The 15,136-nt window shown below is 67.7% G+C and carries 15 protein-coding genes; 10 read left to right on the forward strand and 5 right to left on the reverse strand.

Translation table 11 applies throughout. The features are described from left to right. Positions 1-231 precede the first annotated feature (231 nt). Together ACFQ4H_RS22630 and ACFQ4H_RS22635 are read left to right on the forward strand one after the other, a co-directional pair. Positions 232-1,980, forward strand: a complete 1,749-nt coding sequence (locus ACFQ4H_RS22630; RefSeq protein ID WP_377573597.1) for a S8 family peptidase — start codon at positions 232-234, stop codon at positions 1,978-1,980. 105 nt (positions 1,981-2,085) lie between these two features. After that, a complete protein-coding gene (locus ACFQ4H_RS22635; RefSeq protein ID WP_377573599.1) occupies positions 2,086-3,207 on the forward strand; it encodes a hypothetical protein in 1,122 nt (373 codons plus the stop codon). Positions 3,208-3,320: 113 nt separating this feature from the next. On the opposite strand, the gene ACFQ4H_RS22640 is transcribed toward ACFQ4H_RS22635, so the two are convergent. Continuing rightward, complete coding sequence (locus tag ACFQ4H_RS22640; protein ID WP_377573602.1) at positions 3,321-4,667, reverse strand: uracil-xanthine permease family protein; 1,347 nt, start codon at positions 4,665-4,667, stop codon at positions 3,321-3,323. 325 nt (positions 4,668-4,992) lie between these two features. Between ACFQ4H_RS22640 and ACFQ4H_RS22645 the strand changes: the two genes are divergently transcribed. Next, positions 4,993-5,778, forward strand: coding sequence for a S1 family peptidase (locus ACFQ4H_RS22645; RefSeq protein ID WP_377573605.1), 786 nt, complete (start codon positions 4,993-4,995; stop codon positions 5,776-5,778). Positions 5,779-5,830: 52 nt separating this feature from the next. Here the strand turns inward: ACFQ4H_RS22645 and ACFQ4H_RS22650 are convergent, their stop codons facing one another. Continuing rightward, complete coding sequence (locus ACFQ4H_RS22650; protein ID WP_377573608.1) at positions 5,831-6,892, reverse strand: hypothetical protein; 1,062 nt, start codon at positions 6,890-6,892, stop codon at positions 5,831-5,833. A 258-nt stretch (positions 6,893-7,150) separates the two neighbouring features. On the opposite strand from ACFQ4H_RS22650, the gene ACFQ4H_RS22655 reads away from it, so the two are divergent. From ACFQ4H_RS22655 to ACFQ4H_RS22685, 7 genes are all read left to right on the forward strand, one after another. Then, on the forward strand, positions 7,151-7,570 hold the full coding sequence (locus tag ACFQ4H_RS22655; protein ID WP_377573611.1) for a hypothetical protein: 420 nt from the start codon (positions 7,151-7,153) through the stop codon (positions 7,568-7,570). A gap of 260 nt (positions 7,571-7,830) precedes the next feature. Beyond that, positions 7,831-8,034, forward strand: a complete 204-nt coding sequence (locus ACFQ4H_RS22660; protein WP_377573614.1) for a hypothetical protein — start codon at positions 7,831-7,833, stop codon at positions 8,032-8,034. Positions 8,035-8,227: 193 nt separating this feature from the next. Further along, entirely contained in the window at positions 8,228-8,365 is a 138-nt protein-coding gene (locus ACFQ4H_RS22665; RefSeq protein ID WP_377573618.1) for a hypothetical protein, read from the forward strand. Positions 8,366-8,707: 342 nt separating this feature from the next. After that, positions 8,708-9,439 carry a tryptophan 2,3-dioxygenase family protein gene (locus ACFQ4H_RS22670; protein ID WP_377573621.1) on the forward strand — a complete coding sequence of 244 codons (732 nt, stop codon included), beginning with the start codon at positions 8,708-8,710 and terminating at the stop codon, positions 9,437-9,439. Positions 9,440-9,503: 64 nt separating this feature from the next. Next, positions 9,504-10,820 carry a tryptophan 2,3-dioxygenase family protein gene (locus ACFQ4H_RS22675; protein ID WP_377573624.1) on the forward strand — a complete coding sequence of 439 codons (1,317 nt, stop codon included), beginning with the start codon at positions 9,504-9,506 and terminating at the stop codon, positions 10,818-10,820. Further along, positions 10,813-11,997, forward strand: a complete 1,185-nt coding sequence (locus ACFQ4H_RS22680) for an aminotransferase class V-fold PLP-dependent enzyme (protein WP_377573627.1) — start codon at positions 10,813-10,815, stop codon at positions 11,995-11,997. Before ACFQ4H_RS22675 ends, ACFQ4H_RS22680 begins: the two co-directional genes overlap by 8 nt. Further along, entirely contained in the window at positions 11,994-13,034 is a 1,041-nt protein-coding gene (locus tag ACFQ4H_RS22685; protein WP_377573630.1) for a methyltransferase, read from the forward strand. The genes ACFQ4H_RS22680 and ACFQ4H_RS22685 overlap by 4 nt, the downstream gene beginning before the upstream one ends. A gap of 105 nt (positions 13,035-13,139) precedes the next feature. On the opposite strand, the gene ACFQ4H_RS22690 is transcribed toward ACFQ4H_RS22685, so the two are convergent. The 3 genes from ACFQ4H_RS22690 to ACFQ4H_RS22700 all read right to left on the reverse strand — a co-directional run. After that, positions 13,140-13,427: a hypothetical protein gene (locus tag ACFQ4H_RS22690; protein ID WP_377573633.1), complete on the reverse strand. Its 288-nt coding sequence runs from the start codon at positions 13,425-13,427 to the stop codon at positions 13,140-13,142. Between the two features lie 309 nt (positions 13,428-13,736). Further along, the gene (locus ACFQ4H_RS22695) at positions 13,737-14,798 is read right to left on the reverse strand and encodes a tetratricopeptide repeat protein (RefSeq protein ID WP_377573635.1); all 1,062 of its coding nucleotides are present in this window, start codon (positions 14,796-14,798) and stop codon (positions 13,737-13,739) included. Between the two features lie 129 nt (positions 14,799-14,927). Beyond that, a partial coding sequence (locus ACFQ4H_RS22700) for a hypothetical protein (protein ID WP_377573638.1) occupies positions 14,928-15,136 on the reverse strand: 209 nt, incomplete at its 5' end.

Genomic DNA, 15,136 nt, shown 5'->3' on the forward strand with positions numbered 1-15,136 from the left:
ACACTACTCCCCATCGACGGTGGCCAGTTTCCGTCAGCGGCGCAAAGTAGCCACCGTCAGGTCGCTGGAGCGGGGATAGGGTGCGTTCACCTCGCGTTCTCATATGTAAATCTTTCGACGCGATGGTGTCCGGTGACCGTGATCGACCGAACGGAGTGTTCAGCCTTGCGAAGCTCGTACCCGCAGAGACCGCGCCGCCTGCGAACCGTCGCCATCAGCGCCGCAGCGGCCATGGCGACAGTCGCCGCAACCATGGGTGCCGGCCCGGCCAGTGCCAGTCCGCGTGAGGGTGCCGTCCTCGGCGCCGGCATGTCGGGCGCCATCCCCGACCGGTACATCGTCAGTCTGAAGGACCAGGCCGCCGCCGTGGACACCCGGGCGACCGACCTCGCCCGGACGTACGGCGGGAAGGTCCGATTCACCTACCGGCACGTGCTGCGTGGCTTCTCCGCCACCCTCACCGAACGACAGGCGCGGCGGATGGCCGCCGACCCCCGGGTGGAGTACGTGGAGCAGGTCACCACCGCCCACATCGCCGGTACGCAGACCAACCCGCCGTGGGGCCTGGACCGGGTCGACCAGCGGGACCTGCCGCTCGACCAGCGCTACACGTACCCGGAGGGCGGCAGTACGGTCACCGTCTACGTGCTGGACAGCGGCACACGGATGAGCCACCAGAACTTCACCGGCCGGATCGCCGCCGGTCCCGACTACATCGACAACGACAACAATCCGGCGGACTGCCACGGACACGGAACCCACGTGGCCGGCACCGCCGCCGGCACCACCCACGGCGTCGCCAAGAACGCCAGGATCGTGCCCATCCGGGTGCTGGACTGCCAGGGCAGCGGTGCCTGGGACGTCATCATCAGGGGCGTCGACTGGGTGACCGCCAACGCCGCCAAGCCTGCGGTGGCCAACATGAGCCTCGGCGGGACCGGCACCCAGACATCCCTGGAGAACGCCGTCAAGCGCTCCATCGCCTCGGGCGTCACGTACGCGCTCGCCGCCGGCAACAACGGTGCCGACGCCTGTGGGTTCACCCCTGCCCGGGTGCCCGAAGCGATCACGGTGGGCAACAGCACCAGCACCGACTCCCGCTACACCGGGACCGGGGCCAGCAACTACGGCACCTGCCTGGACATCTTTGCCCCCGGCACCAGCGTCGTGTCGGCCTCGCACAACAGTGATACCGGTACCGCCACCATGACCGGCACCTCGATGGCCTCACCACATGTCGCCGGTGCCGCCGCGCTCTACCTGGCCGCCAACCCGAGTGCCACACCGCAGCAGGTACGCGACGCGCTGGTCAACAACGCCGGCAGCGGCAAGCTCAGCAACATCGGCACCGGTTCACCGAACCGTCTGCTCTACACCGGCTTCATCAACGGTGGTGAACCGGGGAGCCCGTCGGTGACCAGTCCGGGAAACCAGACGACCACCGTGAACACCGCAGCCAACCTGCAGATGCAGGCGTCGGGCGGCACCACCCCGTACAACTGGAGCGCGTCGGGCCTACCGACCGGCCTGTCCATCAACTCGTCGACGGGTCTGATCTCGGGCACCCCGACCTCGGTCGGGAGCAGCAACGTCACCGTGACCATCACCGACGCGGCCAACGAGACCGGGACCGCGTCGTTCACCTGGACCGTCAACTCGCAGGGCGGCGGCTGCACCGGCCACGAGTTCACCGGCACCGGCAGCCTCTTCCTCGGGGGGAACCAGTACCAGCCCAGCAGCGGCTACTACTACTCGGCCACCTCGGGTACGCACCGCGCCAACCTCTGCGGTCCGTCCGGAGCCGACTTTGACATCTACCTACAGAAGTGGAACGGGTTCTCCTGGGTCGTGGTGGCCCAGGGCGACACCCCGAGCAACAACGAATCGATCAACTACGTCGGCACGGCCGGTAACTACCGCTACCGGATCTACGCGTACGGCGGCTCCGGCACCTACACACTGGGCTACACCAACCCCTGACCCGGACCGGGGAGCCCTCTGCACCCGCAGGGGGCTTTCCGGGTCCTCGGCTCCGAGACGCTCGCCAGCGAGGTCGGTGGCGGGCGAACACTATGCTCGCTGGTCGTGAGCTCCGCGAAGAACGACGGTCCGATCGAGTACGTCGGCGAGGCCAGCCGCCGTAGGCGCCAGCGTGGGAAGCCGGACGGATCAGCGGATGGCCACCGGCCAACCGGGTCGCGCCGGTCCGGCCTCTGGGGCATCGCAGTGATCCTCGGTGTGCTCGCGGGCATCGTGGGACTGGCGTTCTTCGGTCCGACAGGCCGGGTCGTCCTGATCGGGTTCGCCTGCGAGGTCACTGCCTGTTCGGCCGCCGGCATGACGGTCGCCGGCTGGTTGCTGATCGCCCTGCCGGCCGCGAGCGTCGCGATGGTGGGACTGTTCTGGTCCCGCCTCGGCAGGGCGGCCAGGGTCGCCGTGATGCTGCTGGTGGTACCGACCGTGGCTGCGGCGTACATGTTCAGTCCCGGCCGGCGTACGCCGTTCGACGACCTGCTCATCGGCCCGGGTGGTGGACAGTTCGGGGACGGCATCATCTGGGCCGTCGGGGCGCTCGGGGTGGCGCTGGCCATGTGGCTGATCGCCGCGGTGGTCTCCAGCAGGGTACCGGTGGTCAATCGCCGGTTTCGGGCGATCGTCGCCGGGATCACCGTCGTCGCCGTGGTCCTGGCGCTGCCGGTCGCCATCAGCCGGGCCGACCCCACCTACGTACGGGCAACCGAGATCTTCCCGACCACCATCACCATGAACGGCGACACGCTGACCCGCACCATGGCCCGTGACCAGCGCGGCTGCGACCGGGTACTGCCCGACGACGACCTGCTCAACCGGCGGAACTGCTTTCTCACCATGCACGTCGGTTTCACCACCGACGACAGCGACGCGGTCGTCACCTTCCGGGCGGTCCTCTACCGCGACGACGCCACCGCCGATCAGGTACGGGACATCGTGCCCGACCGCACCGTTCCGGTCGGTGTCACCGGTGACTCCATCACCGTGATGTCGACGACCAGGGAGTGGCTGTTGATCGGAACCGTGGCCCATGCCGACGGTCGCCCGATCAGCCAGCCGGAGCGGGGCTGGGTCATGTGGCCGCTGCGCCAGGTCAGCTACTACTTCATCGGCAGCCAGGTCGGGCTGATGGTCGAGCCGGACCCCAAGGACGGTATCGCGCCACGTACCCCGTGACACCTGGCCGATCTGTCGGTCCACCCGAGGGTGGTGACGGAAGGGGGCAACGTCGCCAGGCGACGTTGCCCCCTTCTGCCTTCTACCCGGGTCGGCCCGGAGCGGGCGGCGGCTCAGAGTTCGGCATCCGGACCCTGGCGGGTGGCCGGTGTGGTGCCGCGCAGGCGTGCGATCAGACGCATGCCGTGGTAGCTGACCAGGGCGGCGGCGGTGCCCAGGGCGATGCCGTTGAACGACAGGTCCCCGGCGGTGAGGGTGTAGTTGGCAGCTCCGATGATCACCGCGATTGCGGCGGTCATCAGGTTGATCGGGTCGTGGAAGTCGACCCGGTTCTCGATCCAGATCCGGGCACCGAGGATGGCGATCAGGCCGTACAGGGCGGTGGTGGCGCCACCGAGCACGCCGGCCGGCACGGTGAGGATCAGCGCGCCGAACTTCGGGCTCAGTCCGAGCAGCACAGCTGCCCCGCCGGCCACCCAGTACGCGGCGGTGGAGTAGACCCGGGTCGCCGCCATCACACCGATGTTCTCCGCGTACGTGGTGGTGCCGGAACCACCGGCGGAACCGGCCAGGACGGTGGCCAGACCGTCGCCCATCAGCGCCCGCCCCATGTCCCGGTCCAGGTTGCGGCCGGTCATCGCGGCGACCGCCTTGACGTGTCCGGCGTTCTCGGCGATCAGCACCAGGATCACCGGGATCACCAGGACGATCGCCCGTAGGCTGAACTCGGGCGTGTGGAACTGCGGCAGTCCGACCCAGGCGGCCTCGCGCAGCCCGGTGACCGCCGCCGGGTCCAGCTCGCCGAGGGCGGCGGCCAGCACCCAACCGACCACCACCCCGATCAGGATGGACAGGCGGGCGAGGAAGCCACGGAAGGCCACCGTGGTCAGCAGGATCGCCACCAGGGTCACCACGGCGATCAGCGGCTGGGCCTTGACCCCGGTACCGGCACCCCCGCCGTCCCAGGCGACCGGGGCGAGGTTCAGGCCGATCAGCGCCACGATCGCGCCGGTGACCACCGGCGGCATCAGCGCGTCGATCCAGCGTGATCCGGCGAGCTGTACCACCAGGCCGACGAGGGCCAGGGCAACGCCCGCCACGACGATTCCGCCGAGCGCCGGCCCGAGGTCCCCACCGGCCTTGGAGGCCAGCACCGGAGCGATGAAGGCGAACGACGAGCCGAGGTACGACGGCAGCCGGTTGCCGGTGATCAGCAGGAACAGCAGGGTGCCGATGCCGGAGAAGAACAGCGTGGTGGCCGGGGGAAAGCCGGTGATCAGCGGCACGGTGAAGGTGGCGCCGAACATCGCCACCACGTGCTGTGCACCGATGCCCAGGGTGCGCGGCCAGGAGAGCCGTTCGTCGGGGTGCACCACGTCACCGGGGCGGACGGATCGGCCGTCGCCGTGTACGGACCAGGGGGACCAGCGGGAGCGCGGCTTGGTGGGGGATTGGGTCATGGTGCGCCCTTACGTCATCAACGGATGGGGGCGTGATCGACCCTGAGAGCCGATTGTTGCATGCCGCTGGCCGACGTTCCGCAGTGGCTGCCCTGGTCAGACACTCCTCATCGGGGGGAGGGGTGGAGCGTCGCGCCCCAGGCAGCCGGAGAGATCACGATTGCCCGGCCGGCACCTTCCCGGGATTTGGGAGAATATCGACGATCATAGTGGCAGCGTTCGGCGGCGATGGTCGATCAATTTGGGAAGGCTTCGAAAAGTGAGCTTGTCGCCACGATCGGTTCAATTGAGAATCTTCGAAACTTGCTTGATCAATGGAGGTTCCATGAACTGGTTGACGACGGTGTTCAGGGCCACGGGGGGAGCCGGGCGCACGCGGGGCGGACGGAGCGTCCGCGTCGCGGCCGTGCTCGCCGCACTGTTGGTCGCCGTTCCCCTGGCGGGTACGCCGGCAGTGGCGAAGCCCGCCCCGATCGTCGGCGGCGAGAACCAGACTGACGCCGACGGCCTCGCCGCCGTGCTCATCAATGGCAACTACCAGTGCACCGGATCCATTGTCGACAACTACTGGGTCCTCACCGCCCGGCACTGTCTCTTCTCGGGTTCGACCCGTATCCCCGACAGCCAGATCACTGTCCGGGTCAAGAGCATCAACTGGAACACGGGAGGCGGGGTCGTTCAGGTCGCCACCTCCCGGGTGCGCACCAACCACGACATCGCGATGCTGAAGCTCAACCGGTCCGCGAACGCCCAACCGGTACGGCTGCCTACCGCGACGACCACGGTGGGTGCCACCACGTACGCCTTTGGCTGGGGCCGTACCTGCGTGGGCTGCGCCCCGTCGGCTGTCCTACGTCGGGCGACCCAGCAAGTGACCCACATCAACGGGTACACGGACCTGCACGGCGGCCGGGCGATCCGCACCCTGGGGTTGAACGGCAACGTGTGCTTCGGTGACTCCGGTGGGCCGCTGTTCAAGCTCGTCGACGGGCTGCGCTACCAGGTGGGGGTCCTGTCCTGGGGCGATTCGACGTGTGGGGGCGCTGGTGACTACTGGGCGACGGTGCCGGACAGCCGGGACTGGATCCTGAACGTGATGGCGACCGTCTAGATGGGACCCGTTGCGGGCCGACCCGGATCCGGCCGGCCCGCAACGGCTTCCGTCAGTAGTTGATGAAGCCGTACAGGGCCAGGTGGTTCGACTTGGTGCCGGCCACGGTGTGGTCGATGCTCGACGGCTGCACGGTTCCCTTGATGAAGAGATAATCGATCTTGCTTGACCCGCTGGTCGCCTTCGCGCCGTAGCCGGTCATGCCGAATCCGCTCAGTGTGCTGGCCGCGATTCCCGTACGGTTCGCGTCGATCCCCACCACTCGGATCGTCGAGGAGTTCATCAGGTTGGTGGCGTCCGCCCCGATGTGGATGCCGGTGTTGGCGATGCCGGTGTAACCGTCACCCGCGCAGGCATTCTGCCGGTTCTCCTGCGGCAGGTGCATGGTGGCGGCGAACACGGTGGTGCCGGTCTCCTTGATGGTGAACTTGGCCGCGATCGCGCTCGTACGCTTCCACTTGTAGTAGTCGGTCGTGTCCGGGTCGCTGTTCGGCGGCTTGTACAGCGTGCAGCCGGCACCGTTGGCATAGGCGGTTCCCGGCTTCAGCCAGCCGGCACTCCAGTACTTCGAGGTGGCCGCGAGGCTGAGCGTCCTCGTGTTGTAGATGATCCCGTTGGTCTGCTTCTTCTTGAGGTCGCCCAGCGCCTGTGAGCTGCACTTGTGTGTGCTGCCCCAGGGCTCCGGGTCGCTCCAGACCACGATCGCGCCGTAGGTGCCCGCCGGGTAGCCGAACTTGGCCGAGAGCTGGTCGGCGTACGCCTCGATCTGTCCGGTGCCCCGTACCTGCTGCACGATCAGGAGGTCGGGTGCCAGCACGCCGGCCGTGCCGGTCTTTCCGTTCTCGTCGACGAGTATCGAGGTGAGGTGGTCCGGCCCGGAGATCCGGGTGCACGTTCCGTCGGCGTTGTTCACCACCAGATTTTCGATGTTGTTGTTGTAGACGCGGAGAACCCGGTCCGACGATGCGGCTACCTCGGCGGCCGGCGCCGACGATACGGCTACCTCGGCGGCCGGCGCGTCGGCGCGAGCTGAGGCGTGCCCGGCCGGGAGGGCGCCGAGGGTCACGACGGTCAGAAGTGCGGTCGTCAGAGCTGATCGATGCCTGAGGGTCAAGGGGTACTCCTATCCGGGACGGCTCCGGTGGCATACCTGCCGCGTCGTACGTCCATCGATCGAACTCTACGCGATCTTGTCGGCGTTCCACGCCCTGATCCGGTCCGATCAGGCCACGTCCGATGGGCGAGGTGGTCGTACGGTCGTGCGACACGGGTCCCGGGTTCAGGCGCGGTCCGCCGGGCTGGACATCCGATAAAACATTTATTAACGTCAATGATATGTCAATGTGGCATATCGTTGCAGACGGGAGGGCCTGTGAAGACGCGTTCCATGCTGTCGGCAATCGCTCTGGTGGGTGCGGCGGTGGGTGCGACGATCGCCCTGACCGCGACTCCGGCTTCGGCGGCGGATACGGCCTATCTGGAGAAGACCCAGTATCTGACCAGTAACCCCACGGACGGGATGGCCACCTCCTGCACCAGTAAGCGAATCGAGTTGGCCGCGGGAAACTACACCTGGGGGAACTACCGTCCCGGCTCGTTCCGGGACCAGTATCTGGGTGCCACCACCTACACGTGGACCACCTGTCTGGATCCGAAGAACGGCTACTATCTGCAAACGACGACGCTGGATCCGGATCAGTCGGGATGGGCCACGGCAACCATCAGTGACAACCTGATCATCTCGCCGTCGGGCACCTGGACGTGGGGCTCCTACATCGATCCCCATTTCTGAGCCATTCCTCGCCGGCTGAGTCGTACCCATACCAGGAAGGCTCGGAGCGTCGCCCGCTCCGGGCCTTCCGGTGTTCCAGTGGGCCGGGGTGCTGGTGTCGGCGGTGTGCTGCCGACCGGCCCGGCACCGGGTGGGGCACGGCCGGTCCCTCCGTCGGTCCACCACCTCGACACTCTCCCGCCGACGTGTCACCGGGTGCGGACCGGGTCGGGAGGGCTAGACTCTGCCGTCGTACAGGTGTACTAGTTGGGAGGGTGTTCGTGCACTCAACTGAACCCGTGAACCTCGGTTGGGTCTACCGTCCCGACCACTCCGGTGGTGATCTTGCTCGGGCCCCTGAGCATGCCGGCAAGCGGGTCCATGCCGTTGGCAAGGCGGTGGTGGACGACAGTGGGCGGGTCGAGGTGGTTCTCGCCGACGGGGAGCGGGTGAGGGCATACCGCCACGAGGTTGTTCCGGGCTGACTTCGCCCAGCCGGGGTGGGCTGCCGGGACGGCGCACCGCCGACGATTGACATCCGTGTCTTCCGGAACGGAAGGTCCCTGCACCTGCGCGGTTGGCGCGCACTGCTGCTGCGCGAAGTGGCGCTTCGGCGCTCATCGCTCGATTGGCTGGTGTGCAGACGATGTGCAAGCGTTCGGGGCCGAGTGGATCTGTGTGACTGAGCGTGGTGACACGCTGGTGGACAAGCTGCAGGCCGGTACGGAGACCTTCGTTTCCGTACCGGATGCGTTGGACGCGATTGCCCGGAACCGGCGGTTGTGGTCCCGGTCGGGGTGGCGCTCGGTTGGCTGAGCGGGCCGACACCTGATCATGTCCGCTCCTCTGAAGCGGTGACTGCTGGTTCGTTCGTACGCCGAGAGTGGTCTCCGTCGCGAGCGTGGCGGTCGTCGGCGGGGGTGGTCCGGTCCTCCGGGTTGTGCTCCTGAACGAGCGTCGGTGAGTCGCGGGACCAGATGGCGCGATAATCATACTTTTCAATGCGAAAGTGGACGTCGAGCATCCTGTCGTGTCATCGGGCCGCCGTTCCGGGGCGTGACTTATCGATGACTGTCGTTGCATAATGGCCGACGCGACGATCATGGAATTGCCGTGGGTCGGGTCCGGGCCTATGCCCCGATGGGAAGGGAAGCTCTTGTGAAGCGGGAGTACTCACCTGTGTTGCCGGGCGAGGGCGATACGGACTATGCGCGTTACATGCGTACGGATGCGCTGCTCGACCTGCAACGCCGCCCGGAGGAAATGATCCACCGCGACGAGCTGCTCTTCCAGGTGGTACACCAGTCCACCGAACTGTGGCTGAAGCTGGCAGCGGCCGAGTTGAGTGAGGCGACCGTCCGGATCGGAGCCGGCGAGCTGGCCTGGGCTGAAATGCTGCTGACCAGGGCGGCGCTCGGGGTCCGACTCGTCACCGACCAACTGGAGATGCTCCGCCACCTGACTCCGGCCGACTTCCAGGCACTCCAACCGGTGCTCGGCAACGGGTCCGGGGCGGAGTCGCCGGGGTGGCGCAAGGTCCAGGCCGCGAGCCGTCGGCTCGGCCAGGCGTTCACCAGGATTCTCGTCGAGCGGCACATCGACCTGCTGGCTCTCTACGCCGGTGACCCGGCGAACCCCTTCTACCGCTTGGCCGAGGCGATGGTGGAGTGGGACGAGCGAGTCTCGGTCTGGCGAGTACGGCACTACCAGATCGCCATTCGGATCGGCGGCCACGGACAGGTCGGCACCAAGGGCAGCCCGGCCAACATGCTGGCCAAACTGATCGACCACCGGTTCTTCCCCGAGCTGTGGCAGGCACGCTTCAGCCTCGCGGCAGCTGCCGCAGCTGCCGTAGGGGACAGGGGCCCCCGCGCAGACAGCCCCGAATAGAACGTTCCGAACGACGCGAGAGCTCAGGTCATCACCGTCGGTGTTCGTCACGTCTAACGTTGGGATGCGGCTCGTGCACAAGCTGACGACTTGGCTGTCCGGGGCGGCTGATCCCGACACCTTTCCCTACTCCGAGGTCGTGACGGAGCTCCACCGCACCGGTAGGCACTTTGCCGACAAGGAACTACTCGCTCTCCTCGACCAGACCCGGACGTACCTCACCACGTCGCCGTACCCCGACGCGACCGAGCCCGGTGGGGAGAGCGCCCCGGTCCGGCTGCTGCGGTCGTTCCTCGACGTCGCACTCGACAAGTGGGACGGCCGGTACGACTACCACAGCTACCTGGCGCTGGGCCTGCTCGGGATCCCCGGGGCGGACCCTGGCGGTGACGGGGCAGCGGCTGACCCGGAACGGGCGCGCCGTCAGGGGGATCGCATCCTCCTGCAGTTGATCGCCGATGCGCTGGCCTTCGAGATGGCGGCCGAGGCCGGGACCACCGGGCTGCTTCCGCAGCAACGCCCGGCACCGGTTGTCGTGGCGAAACGCTATCGGCTGGGGGTCCGGGCCGCCGCGCCCCCGCTCAGCCGCCTCGGGCTTTCCGTACCGCTCGACGAGGGCAACCCGGCGGCAACGGCGGCACTGCTCAACGCGGTCGTCGCCGCCGACCAGAGTGCCGAGGAACGCAGGAACCTGGGCCTGAGCATGCTGCCGGTCTATCTGCTGCACGACGAGTATCTGTTCATCCGGGTGCTTCAGGCCTACGAGTGCACCTTCGCGCTGCTCGCCGTCGAGTTGCAGGCGACGATCGACGCGCTGGCCGCAGGCCTGGCACAACCAGCGGCCGACTGTCTGGCCCACGCCGAGGAGCGGCTCCGTCACGCCGCGCCGCTGTTCTCGCTGATGGCCAGCATGCAGCCGCAGTCGTTTCGGACATTCCGTATCTATACCGAAGGGGCGAGTGCCATCCAGTCGCGCTCCTACAAACTGATGGAGTCGCTGTGCCGTACGCCGACGGAGTCCCGGTTGGCCTCCGCCGCCTACCGGTCGGTGCCCGGAATCCGGAGCCAGGTGCTGGCCGGACAACCCACGGTCGATCAGGCGTACCGCAGCGCGGCCCACGCGGGCCGGTTGACGCAGCCGCAACAGCATCTGCTCGAGCAGCGGATGCGGGGGTTCGCCGCAGCGGTGATGCAGTGGCGACAGACGCACTACCGGTTGGCGACCAGGATGCTCGGCACCGGCCAGCCCGGCACCGGATACACCGAGGGCACGCCATACCTGGCGGCAGCCCGATCCATTCCCGTCTTCACGGCCGTCACCCGCGATGCCGATTCGACGCGCCCGACCGACACCGAAATGGAGGCCTCCCCGAGTGAGTAGATCTGTCCCGGAGTCCGTAGCCGAACTGACGCGTCTGGATACCAGCCCCGGCACCGCGATACGTGACCGGTTTCCACTGCTTGCGACCTGTGTCTATCTGAACAGCAACTCCACCGGTGCGGTGCCGCACGGCGTCGAGGACGTCCTGGCCCACTACTGGGAGACGTTGCGTAGCTGGCGGGACGATGTCTGGCAGGCCTGGCACGTCAGCCTGGAAAGGTACGCGGACGGGGTGGCCGCATTCATCGGAGCCCCACCCGGAAGCGTGGTCACCGACGCGAACCTGAGTACCCTACTGAGTCGGATCGGCTCCTGTTTCGACTACCGCGCACCCCGCAACCGGGTCGTGACGACCGATCTGGAATTCCCGACCGTGCCGTTCATCTGGAACGCGCTCGCCCGCTACGGCGCACAGCTCGACGTGGTCGGCTCCGGCACCCCACAGTTCGACGAGGATGCCCTGGAACAGCGGATCGACGAGCGGACCCTGCTGGTGTGTGTACCGCACGCCAGTTACTCCTCCGGGGCCACCATCGACCTGGCGCGGCTGGTGGCGCGGGCCCACGACGTCGGTGCCCTGGTGGTCGTGGACGCCTTTCAGAGCGTCGGGATCATGCCGCTCGACGTGACCGCGCTCGGCGTCGACTTCGTCCTCGGCGGTGCACACAAGTGGCTGTGCGGGGTCGGGACCGCCTTCCTGTACGTCCGACCGGACCTGCTTCCCGACCTCGAACCGGCCGCGACCGGATGGCAGGCCGGTGACCGGGCGCTGACCTTCCAACCGTCGACCGGTTGGGCGGCTGGTGCCCAACGCTTCGCCGGCGGTACACCGTTCCCGCTCACCTCGCTCGTCTCCCAGGTCGGTCTGGACCTGTTGGCCGGCGTCGGCATGGATGTGATCCGAGCGCACTCACTGGCCTGTACGTCTCGGATCCTGACCCGGGCCGACGCGGCCGGTATCCCCGTGGTCAGTCCGGTGGAGCCACATCGGCGCGGCGGCGTCGTGTGTCTGGACATCCCCGATGGCGAGTCGGTCAAGCGACGTCTGGCTGAGCGGAACATGATCTGTAGTTGGCGTGGCTACCTGCGGATCGGCCCACATGTCTACAACACCCTGGACGAGATCGACGAATTCATGGACGCGGTCGAGCAGGAATGGCGAGGAATCCGTCGATGACCACAGCACCGCTGTCCCCACGGGCACTGATGAGTCTGCTGGTGAACGGGACCAAGGCCATGGACGTACTGGAGACCGCACTCGACATCGGACTGCTCGACGAACTGGAACCGGGGCCGGTCCGGCTCGGTGAACTCGCCGAGCGTCTACACCTGCAGCCGCTTCGGCTGTACAAGTTCCTGGACTGCCTGGAGAGTCTCGGCTGCCTGGAGCGCAACGAGCCCAGCGACGACATCAACGAGGCCGCCTACTACGCCGTTCCCGGACTCCGGGCAGCAGTGGTGGCGGTCGTCGGCCCGAACGCGGTCGAGTGTGACCGGGACAGGTACCCCTGGCGGCGGTTGCACGGCCGGCTGGCGGAGAGCCTCCGGGGCGAGTTCAGCATCTCCGACGACGACTTCGTCTGGCCACCGAAGACCGACGAGCAGACCGCGGCCTTCGAACAGAGCATGTCGGCCGGGCTCGGCCCGGCCATCGAGACGTTCCACCGGTACGCGCACCGGCTGTGGCCCGGACGGCGTCGACTGCTCGACGTCGGCGGGGGTGATGGGACACTTGCCGCACACGTGCTCGGCGATGCCCCGGACCTGCTGGTCGACGTCTACAACCTGCCGGCGGTGGGGCCGCTGGTCGACCGAACCCGGGCCCGGTGTGACCATCCGGACCGACTGGGCTTCGTCGGCGGTGACTTCTTCACCGAGCCGCTGCCGTCCGGCTACGACGCGCTGGCCTTCGTACGGGTGCTGCACGACTGGCCTAACGACGTCGCCCGCCGTCTGGTCGAGAACGCCTACCGGGCCCTTCGCCCGGGCGGGTTGCTGCTGATCTGTGAGGAGTTCCGTACGCCGGACCGGCTGGCGATGCAGTTCTTCTGGAGTTACTTCCTGATCGGCGTCGACAGTTCCTTCAGTCGCCTTCGTGATGCGCAGTTCTACATCAACCTGTTGAAGGAGGTCGGCTTCGAGGAGGCGGAGGTGCTCCCGGGGACCTGGGAATTGATCATCGCGTACAAACCGGAAGGTCATGGTCTGGTCTGACCGGGTACGGCCGGCCGGTCAGTTCCCAGTTGCGGGCGGTGGTTCGTACGTGTCGTGGGCCGGTGATGCGCCCCCCCCCCCACGACCCAGGTACGTGGGTAGGGCTCAGGCGAGTCCGCCACCATTGGTTTCCGAGCCGTCCCGGTTGCAGATGGGGTAGAGGTTGTCCCACAGAGCGGGCGTCCTGCCGACACAGATCGTCGAGTCGTCACCGCGCGGCGGGATGCCGCTGCCGCCCACCAACGGGTCCCGGACAGTGAGGTCGACCGAGGCAGTGTTGGTTGTGGAAGCATCCGACCGGCCGCCGTCCACCGCTGCCAGCCCGAGAAATGCGAGTAGGAGCGCGGTCGGCACGAGGAGCCGTGAACCGAGGCGACCGATTGCTGTCCGCACGTTGCTGTCCTCCGCTTGCTCGACGGTGCTGCCGAGCTTGAAGGAGACTCGCGGCCTCGTCAAGGCCCTGTCGATCACGAATGGTGACTTTGCCGGCGGATGCCGGGCCGAGCCGTACGTCAGGGGCGTCCCAGCTTGGCTGCGGGTGCCGTAGCGGTCGACTCCGGCATCGGGCCGGAGCTGATTCGTCGGGCCCTGGCCGATGCCCATGGTTGGTTCCGGGATCGTGCCACCGTCAATGGCGGTGGCACCAGGTACCGGAGTGTGGGGCGGTTTGGACGGAGCCTCTCGTCCTCCGTCCGTGGCATCTCAGCGGGGCCGGGGAAGGTCGAACTTCTCGCGCAGTTCCGCCCACCCTCGCGACTTTTGCTCGTTGCGGCTGTCCTCGACATGTTCGTAGAGCGCGAGGACCAGCCTGCGACCGCGCTCGTACCGTTCGTCGCTCCAGGTCCTCAGGCGCTCCAGTCCCGCGTGCACCGGTCCGAATTCCGCGGTGTAAGGGAACAGGTGGAAGCCGACGTTGACGAGCGCGGGATGGCTGACCTCCGCGTGGTAGAGGGCGGACTCGAAGGGCTCCCGCACTACTGTGCCCACACTCACGCCGCTGTTATCCACCTGGTCCCAGACGACGTCCAGCCACGGATCGCCTGCCAGCAGCTCACCGAACCGAACGGCGACCCAGGGGTGCAGCCCCGTGCTCCCGCCCCTGGCCGGGTGGGAGTGGCTGTGCGCGTCGCTCAGCACCCTGCCGGCCTCGTCCTTTTCGCCCTGCCCGATGAGTACATGGCCTTCGAGGTAACCCGCATAGCCGGCGAACAGGCCATCGCACGTTTCTCGCGCGTAATGCAGGGGCTTGAGAGCCGCAGCCGGGTCGCCGCTCTGAAGCAGGAGGTTGCCGAGGAGCAGGCTGGCGAGGTCCCCGGTCTTGTTGCCTTTGTGGGCGTTGGCGGCCTGCTCGAATCCGTTCCGGGCCGCCTCCATGTCGCCGCCGAGTTGGGCCGCGAGGCTCTGGAGGAGCACTCGGTCGGAGGCCAGGGACGTAACCGACTGGAAGTCCGGGGCGAGCATCACGGCGGCCAAGGGGCCCAGCCAGGGGTCCTCTCCCGCAGCCACCTGCTCCAGCCATTTCCGGCAGGAGCCGCCGGGCCCGTTCTCGCCGAGTTCGATGCCCGCCAGCGCCATGGCCGCATGCCCGGACACGGCGGTACGTCCCGAGCCGGCAATCGCTGCCAGCAGGGCCCGCGCTTGCGGGACATCACCCGCCCGGTACGCGGCCAGCCCGCGTTCGACCTCGTCGGGCACCGGGCTCAGGGGATCGGGGGGAAGCGGAAGGGCCCTTCCATCGGAGTCCAGCAGGGATTGATCGGTCATGTCACCGTATTCCTCGTGGGTACTGGTTGACGCACATCATCGGCATAGCCGGCCGGCCGCAACTCGACCGAGTAACGCGGCCGGCTACGAACCCCGGTCTCCGGACGACTCGGCCGTGACCCCGCCGCGTCACCCGCTGTCCGGGGTCGGGCTGTCCGGGGTGCTGCTGCCGGGCTGGTCGCGTAGCCCGGAGAACGACAGCCGGCCCTGTTCCTGCCGTAGCCCGGCGATGTCGAGGTGATGCTGCTGGGCAATGTCCCGGGTGATCGGCCCGACCAGACCACCCGGCCGACGCTCGCCCGGGTTCGGATGCGTCGACTCCGCAATGGCCGACCGGG

It is taken from the genome of Micromonospora sonneratiae (assembly GCF_042679305.1).
Classification (GTDB): Bacteria; Actinomycetota; Actinomycetes; order Mycobacteriales; family Micromonosporaceae; genus Micromonospora_H; species Micromonospora_H sonneratiae.

Coding starts and splice junctions, on each gene's coding strand:
- ACFQ4H_RS22685 (WP_377573630.1), top strand. CDS start 11,994: ATGACCACAGCACCGCTGTCCCCACGGGCACTGATGAGTCTGCTGGTG.
- ACFQ4H_RS22675 (WP_377573624.1), top strand. CDS start 9,504: ATGCGGCTCGTGCACAAGCTGACGACTTGGCTGTCCGGGGCGGCTGAT.
- ACFQ4H_RS22640 (WP_377573602.1), bottom strand. CDS start 4,667: ATGACCCAATCCCCCACCAAGCCGCGCTCCCGCTGGTCCCCCTGGTCC.
- ACFQ4H_RS22695 (WP_377573635.1), bottom strand. CDS start 14,798: ATGACCGATCAATCCCTGCTGGACTCCGATGGAAGGGCCCTTCCGCTT.
- ACFQ4H_RS22645 (WP_377573605.1), top strand. CDS start 4,993: ATGAACTGGTTGACGACGGTGTTCAGGGCCACGGGGGGAGCCGGGCGC.
- ACFQ4H_RS22630 (WP_377573597.1), top strand. CDS start 232: ATGGCGACAGTCGCCGCAACCATGGGTGCCGGCCCGGCCAGTGCCAGT.